We start from the raw sequence: 17,363 nt of genomic DNA on the forward strand, positions 1-17,363 counted from the left end.
CCCTAATTCCCGATTTTCCCGTAAGCCGATTTCAGGCAGGAACCCCATGATGGACGCCTTCGAACTTCCCCGCACCCTGGTCCAGTCCCTCCAACGCCGCGCCGCGCAGACTCCGGACCAGGTGGCCCTGCGCTTCCTTGCCGAATCCGCCGCCGACAGCGTTGTGCTCAGTTACCGCGACCTCGACCAGCGCGCCCGCACCATTGCCGCCGCTTTGCAGGCCAATGCGGCGTTGGGCGACCGCGCGGTGCTGTTGTTCCCCAGCGGCCCGGATTACGTCGCGGCGTTCTTTGGTTGCCTGTACGCCGGGGTTATCGCGGTGCCGGCCTATCCGCCGGAGTCGACCAAGCGCCATCATCAGGAGCGCCTGCTGTCGATCATCAGCGATGCCGAGCCGCGCTTGCTGTTGACCATCGCCAGCCTGGAGGACGGCCTGGCGCAGATCGAAAACGCACCACCGGTGTTGAGCGTCGATACCCTGCAGCCTGCCAACCATTGGGTCGAGCCCGAGCTGCAAGCGGACGATATCGCCTTCCTGCAATACACCTCAGGTTCCACCGCGCTACCCAAGGGCGTGCAAGTCAGCCACGGCAACTTGGTGGCCAACGAAGTGCTGATCCGTCGCGGCTTCGGCATTGATCTGAACCCGGATGACGTGATCGTCAGCTGGCTGCCGCTGTACCACGACATGGGCCTGATCGGCGGTTTGCTGCAGCCGATCTTCAGTGGCGTGCCGTGTGTGCTGATGTCGCCGGCGTACTTCCTCGGCCGGCCATTGCGCTGGCTGGAAGCGATCAGCGAATACAGCGGCACCATCAGCGGCGGGCCGGATTTCGCCTATCGGCTGTGCAGTGAGCGGGTCAGTGAAACTGCGCTGGAACGCCTGGACTTGAGCCGGTGGCGCGTGGCGTATTCGGGCTCCGAGCCAATCCGCCTCGACACCCTGGAGCGCTTCGCCGAGAAGTTTGCCGTCTGTGGTTTCACCCCGAATAATTTCTTCGCCTCCTACGGGCTGGCCGAGGCGACTTTGTTTGTCGCCGGTGGCACCCGTGGTCAAGGCATCCCCGCGTTGCGTGTGGATGAGCAGGCACTGGCCGCCAACCGTGCCGAACCGGGGCAGGGCAGCGCGATCATGAGTTGCGGCACGAGCCAGCCGGAACACGCGGTGCTGATCGCCGATCCGCACACCCTCACCGAACTGCCCGACAACCGTGTCGGCGAACTCTGGGCCGCCGGCCCGAGCATTGCCCACGGCTACTGGCGCAACCCCGAGGCCAGCGCCAAGACCTTTGTACAACACGCAGATCGGACCTGGCTGCGCACCGGCGACCTGGGCTTTATCCGTGACGGCGAGGTGTACATTACCGGTCGCCTCAAAGACCTGCTGATCGTGCGCGGCCACAACCTGTATCCCCAAGACATCGAGCAGACCGTCGAGCGCGAAGTCGAAGTGGTGCGCAAGGGCCGTGTCGCCGTCTTTGCCGTGCAGGACCAGGGCCTGGAATGCATTGGCATTGCCGCAGAAATCAGCCGCAGCGTGCAAAAAATCCTGCCGCCCGAGGCCTTGATCAAGGCGATTCGCCAAGCGGTGGCCGAGGCTTATCAAGAAGCCCCGAGCGTGGTGGTGTTGCTCAACCCCGGCGGCTTGCCCAAGACCTCCAGCGGCAAGGTGCAGCGTTCGGCGTGCGCGCTGCGTCATGCCGATGGCAGCCTCGACAGCTATGCGCAGTTCCCGAATCTGCAAGCCCAGGCCAGTGACACGCTGCTTGAGTCCGAGCTGCAAAAGCAGATTGCAGCGATCTGGTGCGAGCAGTTGCAGGTTGCAACGGTGGCCGCCGATGATCACTTCTTCCTGCTTGGCGGTAATTCCATCACCGCCACCCAGGTGGTCGCGCGCCTGCGTGAAACCCTGGGCCTGGAGCTGAACCTGCGCCTGCTGTTCGAAGCGCCGACGCTCTCGGCGTTCGCCGCCAATGTGGCGCAGTTGCAGCAAGACGGCGGCATTGCCCAAGGCGCGATCCAGGCCTTGTCACGCCAGGACGACCTGCCGCAATCCCTGGCACAGAACCGCCTGTGGATCACCTGGCAACTGGACCCGCACAGCAGCGCCTACACCATCCCCGGCGCCCTGCGGTTGCGCGGCGAGCTGGACGAAGATGCGGTGCGCACGAGCTTCCAGCAGTTGATCCAGCGCCACGAAGCCTTGCGCACACGCTTCTATGAGCGCGATGGCCAAGCCTTCCAGCGCGTCGATGTCAACACCGGTTTCGAGCTGCAAGTGATCGACCTCAGCGACCTGCCAACTGCCGAACGCGAAGCCCGCGCGCAGCAGATCCGTGAAGACGATGCGCGCACCCAGTTCGACCTGGAAAAAGGCCCGTTGCTGTGGGTGACGCTGGTGCGCCTGGACGATGAAGATCACCAACTGCTGGTGACCTTGCATCACATCATCGCCGACGGTTGGTCGCTGAACATTCTGCTCGACGAATTCTCGCGTCTGTATGCCGCCGCAACCCAAGGCCAAACCCTGGAGCTGCCACCACTGGCCCTGCAATACGCCGATTACGGCAGTTGGCAGCACCAATGGCTGGCCGAAGGCGAAGGCCAGCGGCAATTGGCGTATTGGAAGGCGCAATTGGGTGATGAGCACCCGGCTCTGAGCCTGGCCACCGACCATCCACGCTCTGCGCAGCATTCCCACAGTGCCTCGCGCCATAGCGTGCGCTTGAACGCGACGCTCAGCGAAGCCATTCGCCAGGCCGCGCAAGCTCACGATTCCACACCGTTCATGTTGTTGCTGGCGGCGTTCCAGAGCCTGCTCTACCGCTACAGCGGCCAGCGCGATATTCGCATCGGCGTGCCCAACGCCAACCGCCCGCGCCAGGAAACCCAAGGCCTGATTGGCTTCTTCATCAACACCTTGGTGTTGCGCGTTGAGCTGGACGGGCGCCTGCCATTCAATCAGCTGTTGGCTGCCACGCGCCAGGCTGCACTGGGTGCCCAGGCCCACCAGGACCTGCCCTTCGAACAACTGCTGGAAGCGTTCCCCCAAGCGCGCGAACAAGGCCTGTTCCAGGTCATGTTCAACCACCAGCAACGCGACCTGAGCGCCTTGCGCCGCTTGCCGGGCATGCTTGCCGATGAGCTGCCATGGCATAGCCGCGAAGCCAAGTTCGACCTGCAACTGCACACTGAAGAAGACCGCAACGGGCGCTTGAGCCTGGCGTTCGACTACGCCGATGAGCTGTTCGACAGCACGACCATCCAGCGTCTGGCTGAGCATTTTGTCAGCCTGCTGCAAGCGGTGTGCGAGCAGCCGCAGCACGCCATCGGCGACCTCAAGCTGATGCACGCAGACGAGCAGCAACCCTGGAGCGAAGCCCCGTGTGCCCCGGCCCAGCAGTGGCTGCCCGAATTGCTCGGCCAACAGACTTCGGACCACACCGCGCTGGTCTGGCAAGGCGGCAGCCTGACCTTCGCCCAACTGCACACCCAGGCCAACCGCCTGGCTCACTACCTGCGCGACAAAGGCGTCGGCCCGGATGTGTGCGTGGCCATCGCCGCCGAGCGTTCGCCGCAGCTGCTGATTGGCCTGTTGGCAATCATCAAGGCCGGTGGCGCCTATGTGCCGCTCGACCCGGATTACCCCGCCGAACGCCTGGCCTACATGCTCAAGGACAGCGGCGTACACCTGTTGCTGACCCAAACCGCACTGCTTGAACTGCTGCCGGCCACCGAGGGCGTGTGCGTGATCGCCATGGACAGCCTGCACCTGGACAGCTGGCCGACCCAGGCGCCGGGCCTGCACTTGAATGGCGACAACCTCGCTTACGTGATCTACACCTCCGGCTCCACCGGCCAGCCCAAAGGCGTGGGCAATACCCATGCGGCCCTGGCCGAGCGCTTGCAGTGGATGCAGGCCACTTACCCGTTGAACGACACCGATGTGCTGATGCAAAAGGCACCCATCAGTTTTGACGTGTCGGTGTGGGAGTGCTTCTGGCCGCTGATCACCGGCTGCCGCCTGGTGCTGGCCGGCCCTGGCGAACATCGCGACCCGCACCGCATTGCGCAACTCGTACAGGAGCATGGCGTGACTACGCTGCACTTTGTGCCGCCGCTGTTGCAGCTGTTTATCGATGAGCCGTTGGTGGCTGAGTGCACCAGCCTGCGTCGTCTGTTCTCCGGCGGCGAAGCCTTGCCTGCCGAACTGCGCAACCGCGTATTGGCGCAGCTGCCGGCGGTGCAACTGCACAACCGATATGGCCCGACTGAAACCGCGATCAACGTGACCCACTGGCATTGCCAGGTTGCGGATGGCGAGCGCTCGCCCATCGGCCGGCCACTGGGCAATGTGATCTGCCGCGTGCTGGATGAGCAACTCAACCCGTTGCCGGCCGGTGTGCCGGGCGAACTGTGCATCGGCGGCATCGGCCTGGCGCGCGGTTACCTGGGCCGCGCCGGGCTGACCGCCGAACGCTTTGTGGCTGACCCGTTGGGCGCACCCGGCACACGCCTGTACCGCACCGGTGACCGCGTGCGTTGGGGCGCCGAGGGTGTACTCGAATACCTCGGCCGCCTTGATCAGCAGGTCAAACTGCGTGGGTTCCGTGTGGAGCCGGAAGAAATCGAGGCACGCCTGTTGGCCCTCGATGGCATCGCCCAAGCCGTAGTGCTGGTGCGTGATGCGCAGTTGATCGGCTACTACACCGCGCAGATGGAGCTTGCCGAGCAGGACGTAAAAGCTGCCCTGGCCGCTGAGCTGCCGGAGTACATGGTGCCCGCCTTGCTGATGCGTCTGGACGCCATGCCCCTGAGCCCCAGCGGCAAACTCGACCGCCGCGCCTTGCCCGAACCGGTATGGCAAACCCGTGAACACATCGAGCCTGCAACGCCGCTGCAGCAACAGATTGCCGCGATCTGGCGCGAAGTGCTGGGCTTGCCACGTATCGGCCTGCGCGACGACTTTTTTGCCCTCGGTGGCCACTCGTTGCTGGCCACGCAAATCATCTCCCGCACCCGCCAGGCCTGCGACGTCGAGTTGCCATTGCGCACCTTGTTCGAAGCCAGCGAGCTGGGTGCGTTTGCCGAGCAAGTGGCTGCGATCCAGGCTTCGGGCCAACGCAATCAGCAAACCGCAATCGCCAGAGTCGACCGCAGCGCGCCGGTGCCGCTGTCCTATTCCCAACAGCGCATGTGGTTCCTGTGGCAGATGGAACCCGACAGCCCGGCCTACAACGTCGGCGGCATGGCACGCCTGCGCGGCGTGCTGGACGTGGGGCGTTTTGAGGCGGCCTTGCAGGCACTGATCATGCGCCACGAAACCCTGCGCACCACCTTCCCGAGCGTCGATGGCGTGGCGTATCAGAAGGTCGCGGCGCAAACCGGCTTACGCATGGATTGGCAGGATTTCTCCGCGCTCACCGAGGTTGAGCGTCAGCAGCGCCTGCAAGATTTTGCCGATCAGGAAGCGCACACGCCGTTCAACCTGGAAACCGGGCCGCTGTTGCGCGCTTGCGTGGTCAAGGCTGGCGAGCAGGAGCACTACTTCGTGCTGACCCTGCACCATATCGTCACCGAAGGCTGGGCGATGGACATCTTTGCCCGTGAACTCGGCGCACTGTACGAGGCGTTTATCGACGAACGTGACTCGCCGCTGGCGCCGCTGACGGTGCAATACCTCGACTACAGCGTGTGGCAGCGCCAGTGGCTGGAGTCCGGTGAGCGCCAGCGCCAACTGGATTACTGGACCGCGCAACTGGGCCATGAGCATCCTTTGCTCGAACTGCCCGCCGACCGCCCACGGCCACCGGTGCAAAGCCATCAGGGCGAGCTGTACCGCTTTGACCTGAGCGATGACTTGGCCGCTCGCGTGCGCGCCTTTAACGCCGAACGCGGCCTGACGTTGTTCATGACCATGACCGCCACACTGGCGGTGTTGCTCTACCGCTACAGCGGCCAGACCGACCTGCGCATCGGCGCGCCGGTGGCCAACCGTATTCGCCCGGAAAGCGAAGGGCTGATCGGCGCGTTCCTCAACACCCAGGTGCTGCGTTGCCAGCTCAATGGGCAGATGAATGTGGCCGAGTTGTTCGAGCAGGTGCGCCATACCGTGATCGAAGGCCAGTCTCACCAGGACCTGCCATTCGATCATCTGGTGGAAGCCCTGCAACCACCGCGCAGCGCGGCGTATAACCCGCTGTTCCAGGTGATGTGCAACGTGCAGCGCTGGGAGTTCCAGCAGAGCCGCCAACTGGCGGGCATGAGCGTCGAATACCTGGTCAACGACGCGCGGGCGACCAAGTTCGACCTCAACCTGGAAGTCACCGACCTCGACCATCGGCTGGGTTGCTGCCTGACCTACAGCACCGACTTGTTCGACGAGCCGCGTATTGCGCGGATGGCCGCACATTGGCAAAACCTGTTGGAGGCGTTGATCGCCAACCCGCAACAGCGACTGAGCGAGTTGCCTTTGCTGACCGCCACTGAGCAGCGCGCATTGCACAGCAGCCTGGGTATCGAGGCGGGTGAACACCGTCTGGATCAGTGCATTCACCCACTGTTCAGCCAACAAGCAGTGGCCCGCCCGGATGCCGCGGCGTTGACCTTTGCCGGGGTTACGCTCAGTTATCGCGAACTGGACGAGCGCGCCAACCGCCTGGCGTGGATGCTGCGTGAGCGCGGCGTTGGCCCTCAGGTGCGGGTCGGCCTGGCGCTGCCGCGTTCGCTGGAAATGGTCATTGGCCTGCTGGCGATCCTTAAGGCCGGCGGCGCTTATGTGCCGCTGGACCCGGAATACCCGCTCGACCGCCTTCACTACATGATCGAAGACAGCGGCATCGGCCTGCTGCTCAGTGATGCGGCGATGTTCGAAGCCCTTGGCGAACTGCCTGCTACCGTGGCGTGCTGGTGCCTGGAAGATGACTTGCCGGTGTTGGCCAATTACCCCGCCGACGCGCTGCCCTTTATCAGCCTGCCGCAACATCAGGCGTACCTGATCTACACCTCCGGCTCCACCGGTAAACCCAAAGGCGTGGTGGTGTCCCACGCTGAAATCGCCATGCATTGCCAGGCCGTGATCGAGCGCTTTGGCATGCGCGCGGATGATTGCGAGCTGCACTTTTATTCCATCAACTTCGACGCCGCCACCGAGCGTTTGCTGGTGCCGCTGCTCAGTGGTGCGCAGGTGGTGTTGCGCGCCCAAGGCCAGTGGGATGCCGAAGAAATCTGCGCGCTGATCCGTGCCCATGGCATCAATATCCTTGGCTTTACCCCCAGCTACGGCAGCCAATTGGCGCAATGGCTGGCGACCCAGCAACAGACCTTGCCGGTGCGCATGTGCATCACCGGCGGCGAGGCGCTGACCGGCGAGCACTTGCAGCGGATTCGTGCGGCGTTCCAGCCCGAGCTGTTTTTCAACGCCTATGGCCCGACCGAAACCGTGGTGATGCCGCTCGCCAGCCTGGCGCCGCAGGTGTTGGAAGAGGGCGCCGCCAGCGTGCCGATCGGCAGCATCATCGGTGCTCGCGTGGCCTATATTCTCGACGCCGACCTGGCGCTGGTGCCCCAAGGCGCGACCGGTGAGCTGTATGTCGGCGGGGCCGGTCTGGCCCAGGGTTATCACGAACGTGCGGGCATGACGGCCGAGCGTTTTGTCGCTGATCCGTTTGCTGCCAATGGCGGCCGTTTGTACCGCACCGGCGACCTGGTGCGCCAACGCGCCGATGGCTTGGTGGAGTACCTGGGCCGTATCGACCATCAAGTGAAGATTCGCGGTTTCCGCATCGAGCTGGGTGAAATCGAAACGCGCTTGCTGGAGCACCCAGCCGTGCGCGAAGCAGTGGTGCTGGCGCTGGATTCAGCCAGTGGTAAACAGCTGGCGGCCTATCTGGTCAGCGACGCCGACCCTGCCAACTTGCGCGAAGCGCTGAAGGCGCACCTCAAGGCGCAACTGCCGGACTATATGGTGCCCGCGCACCTGATCGTGCTCGACAGCATGCCGCTCACGGCCAACGGCAAGCTCGACCGCCGCGCCTTGCCGCAGCCCGATCCTGAGGCCAATCGCCAAACCTACGTGGCGCCACGCAATGAGCTGGAGCAAAGCCTGGCGGCCATTTGGTGCGCGGTGTTGAACGTGCAGCAAGTCGGCCTGGACGATAACTTCTTTGAACTGGGTGGTGACTCGATCCTGTCGATCCAGGTGGTCAGCCGAGCGCGGCAGGCCGGAATTCATTTCAGCCCACGGGATTTGTTCCAGCACCAGACCGTGCAAACCCTGGCCGCCGTGGCCACGCGTACCGAACAGGTGACTGCCGAGCAGGGGCTGCTCACCGGCAGCTCGGGCCTGACGCCGATCCAGCACTGGTTCTTTGATACCGAGATCCCCAACCGTCAGCACTGGAACCAGGCATTGCTGCTCAAGCCGCTGCAGTTGCTTGAGCCGCATCGCCTGGAGCAAGCACTGCTGGCGGTGCTGGAGCATCACGACGCCTTGCGCCTGAGCTTCTCCACGCGCGACGCACAATGGCATGCCGAGCACCTGGCCGTGCCCCAAGGCGGCGTGCTGATGCAGGCGCAAGTGCGCGATATGCAGGCCTGCGCCGCGCTGTTCAGTGACACTCAACGCAGCCTCGACCTTGAGCATGGCCCGCTGTTGCGCGCCTTGCTGGTGGACGGCCCGCAGGGCCAGCAACGCCTGTTGATTGTGATTCATCACCTGGTGGTAGACGGCGTGTCGTGGCGCGTGCTGCTGGAGGACCTGCAAACGGTTTATCGCCAGTTGGGCGACGGCCAGTCCGTCAGCCTGCCCGCCAAGACCAGCGCATTGCGCGATTGGGCTGCGCGTTTGCGCGCTTATGCCGGCAGCGAGTCCCTGCGTGAAGAGTTGAGCCTGTGGCAAGAGCAACTGGCCGGTCCGGCAGTGGCGTTGCCGGTGGAGCACCCACAGGGTTCGCTGCGCAATTGCGATGCCGACACCGTCAGCGTGCGCCTGGGCGCCGAACACACGCGGCAGTTGCTGCAACAGGCGCCGAGCGCGTATCGCACCCAAGTCAATGACCTGCTGTTGACGGCTTTGGCTCGTGTACTGTGCCGTTGGACGGGGCACTCCTCGACCTTGATCCAACTGGAAGGCCATGGCCGTGAAACCCTGTTCGATGAAGTCGACCTGACCCGCAGCGTCGGCTGGTTCACCAGTGCTTACCCGCTGCGCCTGACACCGCAAGCCGAGCAGGGCGACTCGATCAAGGCCATCAAGGAACAACTGCGCGGCGTGCCGCACAAAGGCCTGGGTTATGGCGTGCTGCGTTACCTGGCGGACGATCAGTGCAAGCAGGCCATGGCCGCGCTGCCGACGGCGCAGATCACCTTCAACTACCTCGGCCAGTTCGACCAGAGCTTCGGCGCCGATGCGCTGTTTCATCCGCTGGATGAGTCGGCTGGCCTGGCCCACGACTCGGATGCGCCGCTGCCCAATGAGCTGAGTGTCGACAGCCAAGTGTACGGCGGCGAATTGGTGCTGCGCTGGACCTTCAGCCGTGAGCGGCATAATCAACAGGCCATCCGTGAGCTGGCCGATGCCTATGTGGCAGAGCTGCAAAGCCTGACTGAGCATTGCCTCAACGACGAGGCGGGTGGCCTCACACCGTCCGACTTCCCGCTGGCGCACCTGACTCAAGCACAGCTCGACAGCCTGCCGGTGCCGGCCAACGTCATCGAAGACGTCTACCCGCTGACGCCGATGCAGGAAGGTCTGCTGCTGCACACCTTGCTGGAACCGGGCACCGGCCTCTACTACATGCAGGACCGCTACCGCATCAACAGCGCTCTGGACCCCGAGCGTTTCGCCCAGGCCTGGCAGGCGGTGATCGCCCGCCATGAAGCGTTGCGTGCGTCGTTTTGCTGGAACGTCGGCGAGGACATGCTGCAAGTGATCCACAAGCCGGGCAGCACGCCGATTGAATACCTGGACTGGAACCATGAGCCCGAAGTCGAACAGGAGACGCGTCTGCAAGCCTTGCTCAAGGCCGAGCGCGAAGCCGGTTTTGATTTGCTCAACCAGGCGCCGTTCCGCCTGCGGCTGATCCGCGTGGGCGAGGCGCGCTACTGGTTCATGATGAGCAACCACCACATCCTGATCGATGCCTGGTGCCGTTCGTTGCTGATGAATGACTTCTTCGACATCTACATGGCCCTGGGTGAGGGCCGTGAGGCGCAACTGGCCACGCCGCCACGCTACCGCGATTACATCGCCTGGCTGCAACGCCAGAACCTGAATGAAGCGCGCCAATGGTGGCAACAGAACCTGCAAGGGTTCGAGCGCACCACGCCGATCCCGAGCGACCGGCCATTCCTGCGTGAACATGCAGGCCACAGCGGCGGTATGGTGGTGGGCGATTGCTACACCCGCCTGGATGCCCGCGACGGCGCGCAGTTGCGTGAATTGGCCCAGGCCCATCAACTCACCGTCAACACCTTCGCCCAGGCGGCGTGGGCCTTGGTGCTGCGGCGTTTGAGCGGTGATCGTGACGTGTTGTTCGGCGTTACGGTGGCCGGGCGCCCAGTGGAAATGCCCGAGATGCAACGCACCGTCGGCCTGTTCATCAACAGCATCGCGCTGCGGGTGAAATTGCCGGAAGACGACCAGCCTTGCAGCGTGCGCCAGTGGCTAAGCAACTTGCTCGACGCCAATATGCAACTGCGTGAATACGAATACCTGCCGCTGGTGACTATCCAGGAACACAGCGAACTGCCTAAAGGCCAGCCGCTGTTCGACAGCCTGTTCGTATTTGAAAACGCACCGGTGGAAGTCTCGGTGCTGGACCGTGCGCAAAGCCTGAGTGCCACCTCGGACTCCGGCCGCACCCACACTAACTTCCCGCTGACGGCCGTGTGTTATCCGGGCGATGACCTCGGCTTGCACCTGTCCTACGACCAGCGTTATTTCGATGCAACCACCGTGCAAGGCATGCTGGGCGAGTTCAAGCGCCTGCTGCTGGCGTTGGTGCAGGGCTTCCATGGTGATATGGCCGACCTGCCGCTGATCGGTGCGCAGGAGCGGGCGTTCCTGGTCGACGGCTGCAACCAGAGTGAGCATGACTACCCGCTGCAAAGCAGTTACATCGAGTTGTTCGAAGTGCAGGTGGCGCAACATCCGCAGCGCATCGCCGCCAGTTGCCTCGACCAGCAATGGACCTACGATGAATTGAACCGTCGCAGCAACGGCCTGGGCTACGCGCTGATCGAGGCCGGTGTCGGGCTCGATCAACCGGTGGCGCTGCTGGCCGAGCGCAACCTGGATTTGCTCGGCATGATCATCGGCAGCTTCAAGGCTGGTGCCGGTTACTTGCCGCTGGACCCAGGCCTGCCAAGCCAGCGCCTGAGCCGCATCATCGACCTGAGCCGCACGCCGTTGCTGGTGTGCACTGAAGCGTGCCGCGAGCAGGCGATTGAATTGCTGGACGGTACCGACTGCCAGTTGCTGGTCTGGGAAGAAGTGCCCGGCCGTGGCGAAAACCCCGGCATCTACAGCGCGCCGGATAACCTCGCCTATGTGATCTACACCTCCGGCTCCACAGGTTTGCCCAAGGGTGTGATGGTGGAACAGCGCGGCATGCTCAATAACCAGTTGAGCAAGGTGCCGTATCTACAACTGAGCGAGGCAGATGTGATCGCCCAGACCGCTTCGCAGAGCTTCGATATTTCTGTGTGGCAGTTCCTCGCCGCGCCGCTGTTTGGCGCGCGGGTGGATATTGTGCCGAACACCATCGCCCATGACCCGCAGGGTTTGCTGGCGCATGTGCAGGCCCAAGGCATCACCGTGCTGGAAAGTGTACCGTCGCTGATCCAGGGCATGCTGGCCCAAGAGCGCATGAGCCTGGATGGCTTGCGCTGGATGCTGCCGACGGGTGAGGCGATGCCGCCGGAGCTGGCGCACCAGTGGTTGCTGCGTTACCCGCAGATTGGTTTGGTCAATGCTTATGGCCCGGCGGAGTGTTCGGATGACGTGGCGTTCTTCCGTGTTGACCTGGCGTCGACCCGTGGCACGTATCTACCGATTGGCACGCCAACCGACAACAACCGTTTGTACCTGCTCGATGGTGCGCTGGAGCTGGTGCCGCAAGGTGCTGTGGGCGAGTTGTGTGTGGCAGGCACGGGCGTAGGGCGTGGTTATGTCAGCGACCCACTGCGCACCGCCCAGGTGTTTGTGCCGAACCCGTTTGGCGCGCCGGGCGAGCGGCTGTACCGCACCGGCGACCTGGCGCGTCGGCGCAGCGATGGTGTGCTGGAATATGTTGGGCGTATCGACCATCAGGTGAAGATTCGCGGTTACCGCATCGAACTGGGTGAAATCGAAGCGCGCCTGCATGAACAGCCGGATGTGCGGGATGCGGCGGTGGGTGTGCAGGAAGGCGTCAACGGCAAACATTTGGTGGGTTACCTGGTGGCGACCGATGCAGCGCTGAACCCAGCCGAGCGCCTGGACCGCATCAAGCAACGCCTGCGCGCGGAGTTACCGGAATACATGGTGCCGCTGCACTGGCTGTGGCTCGACCGCCTGCCGCTGAACGCCAATGGCAAGCTGGACCGCAAGGCACTGCCGGTGCTGGAGATTGGCCAATTGAACAGCCAGGATTACCTGGCACCACGCAACGAACTGGAAACCACCTTGGCGGCGATTTGGGCTGAAGTGTTGAAGGTCGAAAGGGTGGGCGTGCAGGACAACTTCTTCGAACTGGGCGGGCATTCATTGCTGGCCACGCAGATTGCTTCGCGGGTGCAGAACACCCTGCAACGGGATGTGCCGTTGCGGGCGATGTTCGAGTGCAGCACGGTGGCGGAGTTGGCCGAGTACATCGACGGGCTGGCGGCCAATGAGATCAGTGAGGAGAAGGTGGATCGGTTGAGTGATCTGATGGCGGAGTTGGAGGGCTTGTGATCTTCGCTGACTGCGCGGGCCTCGTCGCAGCATTGGTATCTACACAACGCTGACGTTGAGGCAGCCTTGGTGGGGCTGGGCCGTCGGGGGGCATATCCGTTGCTGCGGTAACGGCTGCCTATGGTTCCGCTCTTACAGCGGGTCACTTTTGCAAGGACCGGAATGCCGGCCCAGTCAAAAGTAACCAAGAGGTCCTCGCCCCAACACTCGGTGCCTCGCTTAGGCTCGGCATGCCCGCAATCCGCCAGTGATTTGGGGGGGCGATTTCAGATCAAGATCAAGATCAAAAGCGCAGATCAAAAGACCGCTGACTTCGTCATCGAAAAGGATGTAAGGGCCAGAGCAACAGCAACAGCAAGAGCAGAGCCATACTCGGTCTAATGTGGGAGCTGGCTTGTCGAATCGTCGCACCGCTGCGATGGCATCAACTCGGTGTACCTGATGTACCAAGGTGTCTGCATCGCAGGCAAGCCAGCTCCCACAGAAAAGCAGCTCTTCAGTGTATTCAGAGAGGCTTTTGCTTTGCACTTGATCTGGCTTTTGCTTCAACCACTCAGGTCGGCTTTCAGGCCGCCGTGCTGTAGATCTTGATCTGTTTTTGATCTGAGACGCCCCGTTAACCACGATGGCCGAACGCAGGCTTGAATCCGTGGGTAACCCGGCAGGACGCCGGGTTAGCCGCGCTGGGCCAAGGATGGCCCATCGCGGCGGCCCACGGATTCAAGCCGGAGTGAGGGCACACCGAGCCCAAGCGAGGTGCCGAGTGGTGGGGCACAGACCTTTTGGTTACTTTTGGCTGGGCCGGCATTCCGGGCGTTTGCCAAAAGTGACCCGCTGTAAGAGCGGAACCATAAGCGGCCGTTACCGCAGCAACGGATATGTACACCGACAAACCGACAAACCGCCACAGCAGTCAACCAGCTCCCACACTTGAATGCATTCACAATTCAAAAGGTGGGGCTTGCTCGCGAATGCGTCGGCCCTGGCGCCGCTTATTTAGGCCCGAGAATCTTCACCAACTTATCCGGCGAAGGCGCGCCTTGCTGTTGCTGCAAGCCGCCCTTGTCGTCCCGATAGAAAATCGCCGGCGTCGCCGACAGTTCCAGCTCTTCCATCAACTTCATGTTGGCATCGAGCTTGGCTTCGATATCTGCCGGGATCTTGTCCAGCGCCTGCAATTTGCTGCCCTTGCCGGCGGCTTCGTGTTCTTCCAGGGCTTTTTGCGGGTCTTTGGCAGCCAGCAGCGCGGCGGATTTGCCTGGGCTGTCTTCGCGAATGATGCCGACCATGATGTGGCGCAGTTGCACCTTGCCGGCCTTGACCCACGGGCGTGCCTGCTCCCAGAACATGTTGCAGTACGGGCAGTTGGGATCGCTGAACAGGTAAACGATGCGCGGCGCGTTTTTGTCGCCGTCCTGGATCCAGTTGCTGTGTTCCATCTTGGCCCAGACTTCCTTGGCCATCGGCGCATACACCAGTTTCTCCAGTGGCGCGCTGCTCAGGTCATTGCCTTGGGCGTCGTACAGATTGCCGGCGAGCACACTTTTGCCGTCGGCGGTCAGGTACAGGGCCATGCCACGGTTCTGGTACTGCGCAGCGTAACCGGTGAGGCCGCTGGGCGCGTCGAACTTGCCGAGGATCTTGGCACCCTTGGCTTCGATCTGTTTGATCGGCGCCGGCCAGTCTTCGGCCTGGGCCAGTGTGGCCGCGAGTGTCAGCGGCAGCAGGGTCAGCAGGTGGCGGAGTCTTGGCATGTCGGTTTCCTTGTGGCAGCAGGGGCAGTGTCGAAGGGTTCCATGGCACGGGCCAGGCTGGCCTGGGACAGTTCGCCCAGGTGGCTGTTGATCAGGCGCCCATCGGCTTGGTAGAACAGGGTTGTCGGCAAGGCCATGGAACCCACGGCCTGGCCGAGGCGGCCGCTGGCATCAAACAGCACGTTGTCGAGGGTCAGGCCTTGGGTGGCGAGAAAGGTGCTGACGCTTTGCATGCTTTCGGCCTGGTTGACGAACAGGAAGGTCACGTCCGGGCGTTGATGTTGCGCGCGCTCCAGCACCGGCATTTCACGGCGGCACGGCGGGCACCAAGTGGCCCAGAGGTTAATCACCAGCGGGCCGCCTTTGTAGTCGGCCAGTTGCACCACGTCGCCATTGGCATTGCGCAAGGTGATGTCCGGCAGTTGCGAGCCCTTGTCGTAGAGGCTCAGGGACACGCTGGTCAGGCCCCAGAACACCAGCCCGGTGACGACCCCGGCACTCAGCGGTGTGCGCATGGCCGGGCGGCGCCAGCCGAAGAACACTGCGCCCAGCACCAGGGCAATCACGCCGGGCCAGGGCAGGAAGCCGCCGTCGCGCAGGTCGACCATCTGCAGTGGGTCGTGGCTGTAGTCGCTCCAGTACATCAGTACAAAGCTTAAGCGTGCCACCAGCATGCCCAGCAGGAACAGGCTGAACAGCACCGATTCGGGGTTTTCACCGCCGCGCTTGGCCACGCGCCAGCCCACCAGCGTGGCGAGGATCAGTGCGCTGATCAGCAGGATGTGATTCAGGGCGATGGCGAACGTACCGATGGTCAGGGTCAGCATCAGCGCGCGTCTCGGGTTTGCGTCCAGCGTTGCAGGAAGGCGGCGGCATCCACTTCGCCGGTGATGCGTTGGGCGCGGCGTTCTTCACCGTCCGGGCCGATCCACACGAAGCTCGGTGGCCCCGGCACCTTGTAACGCCCGAGCAGCTCGCGGCTGGCGGCGTTGTCGGCGGTGACGTCCAGGCGCAACAGGCGTACGTCTTTAAGCGCGTCCATCACCTGGGGTTGGCCGAAAACTTGTTTTTCCATGATCTTGCACGACACACACCAGTCGGCGTAATAGTCCACCAGCACCCATTGGCCCTGGGCCTTGGCGCTGTCGAGCTGGCTTTGCAGCACGGCCGGGTCGTTGATGGTCATGAACGCATCGTGGGCGCTGGGGGCAGCGCCAACCTTGGAGCCGCTGTAAACCTTCAACGGTTGCCACAGGTCGTCACTGCCACCGGCCGCGCCGACTACCAACAGCGCGCCCCACAGGCCCAGCACCAGGGAGCCGGCGCCGAATACCTTGGCCGCCAGCCCGTATTCGCGGGCAAGTGTCCAGCCGCAGTAGGCCATCACCAGCGCCAAGGCGCCCCACAGGCCGAGCCACAGGCTTTCGCCGACCACCGGGCGGATCATCAGCACGGCAGTGCCGAGGAACAGGAAGCCGAAGACGCCCTTGAGCACGTTCATCCAAGTGCCTGGCTTGGGCAGGAAACGGTTGCCTACGGTCACCAGCAGCAACAGCGGAATACCGATGCCGATGCCCATGGCGAACAGGATCAGGCCGCCGTGCAGCGCGTTGCCGCTCTGGGCGATGTACAGCAGGGCACCCGCCAGTGGCGCGGTCATGCACGGGCCGACCAACAGGCCGGACAGCGCACCGAGAATACCGGCGCCGACCAGGCTGCCGCCGCTTTGCTGACGGCTGACGTTGTCCAGTCGATCACGCAGGAAGGCCGGCAGTTGCAGTTCAAAGAAGCCGAACATCGGCAGGGCCAGGATCACAAACAGCGCGGCGAAGCTGCCAAGGATCCACGGCGTTTGCAGGAGGGCGGCAAGGTTGCCGCCCAGCAGCGCGGCCAGTACGCCGAGCGCCGCATACACCAGCGCCATGCACACCACGTAGCTGCTGGCCAGGGCAAAGCCGCGACGGGGGCTGGCGCCGCTGCCGACCACCAAGCCCGCGAGGATCGGCAGCATCGGCAGCGAGCACGGGGCAAATGCCAGCAGCAGGCCCAGGCCGAAGAACACCAGCAGGCTCCAACCCAGGCTGCGCTGTTGCAGGCCGCTGGCCAGGCTTTGGTCCTGGGCTTGTGCGGTCGCCGCTACGGCCGGGTTGCCGCCCAGGTCCACGGTGATCGACTGCGGCGGGTAGCACAGGCCGGCATCGGCGCAGCCCTGCCAGCCGAGCTTAAGCTGGCCGGTGGCGCCGGCCGGGATCTTCACTTCCAGGCCCTGGCGGTACACTTGCTGCTCGCCGAAGAACTCATCGCTATGGGCTTCGCCCTGCGGCAGCACGGGCTTTTCAGCCAGACCGTCGAACTTCATGCGCTGCTGATAAAGGTAATATCCGTCGGCAATCTGCCAATACAACTGGGTTTCGCCGCTTTCAAGACGCTCGGAGGTAAAGGTGAACGCTTTGCCCACCGGCAGGAAGTCGGGTTTGCTCTCGAATGGATTGCCCGGCGCGGCCTGGGCGAACCCTGCGAATAACACCAGCAGAAAGGTAAACAGATACCGCATGGTCAAGCCTTAGTTTGATGCAAGTTAGGCACACAATGTGTGGCGTTGATTAACCGATGATTAACCGGGCGCTATTCTAAACTGAGCCTGCCGGTTTTCACGGCATAATCGGCGCTTA

The 17,363-nt window shown here is 63.3% G+C and carries 4 protein-coding genes; 1 reads left to right on the plus strand and 3 read right to left on the minus strand.

The genetic code is table 11. From position 1 onward, the window contains the following. The first annotated feature begins 46 nt into the window (after positions 1-46). Positions 47-12,937: a non-ribosomal peptide synthetase gene (locus P5706_RS09455; RefSeq protein ID WP_285679071.1), complete on the plus strand. Its 12,891-nt coding sequence runs from the start codon at positions 47-49 to the stop codon at positions 12,935-12,937. Positions 12,938-13,929: 992 nt separating this feature from the next. Here P5706_RS09455 and dsbG read toward each other — a convergent pair. From dsbG to dsbD, 3 genes are read right to left on the minus strand one after another with little or no spacing between them, the layout of a single operon-like run. Further along, a complete protein-coding gene (gene dsbG / locus P5706_RS09460; RefSeq protein WP_099487224.1) occupies positions 13,930-14,691 on the minus strand; it encodes a thiol:disulfide interchange protein DsbG in 762 nt (253 codons plus the stop codon). Next, positions 14,667-15,518 carry a TlpA disulfide reductase family protein gene (locus tag P5706_RS09465; protein WP_285679072.1) on the minus strand — a complete coding sequence of 284 codons (852 nt, stop codon included), beginning with the start codon at positions 15,516-15,518 and terminating at the stop codon, positions 14,667-14,669. The genes dsbG and P5706_RS09465 overlap by 25 nt, the downstream gene beginning before the upstream one ends. Beyond that, positions 15,518-17,245, minus strand: coding sequence for a protein-disulfide reductase DsbD (dsbD, locus tag P5706_RS09470; RefSeq protein ID WP_285679073.1), 1,728 nt, complete (start codon positions 17,243-17,245; stop codon positions 15,518-15,520). Before dsbD ends, P5706_RS09465 begins: the two co-directional genes overlap by 1 nt. Between the last annotated feature and the right edge of the window lie 118 nt (positions 17,246-17,363).

The organism is Pseudomonas sp. ChxA (genome assembly GCF_030263855.1).
GTDB lineage: Bacteria > Pseudomonadota > Gammaproteobacteria > Pseudomonadales > Pseudomonadaceae > Aquipseudomonas > Aquipseudomonas fluorescens_CB.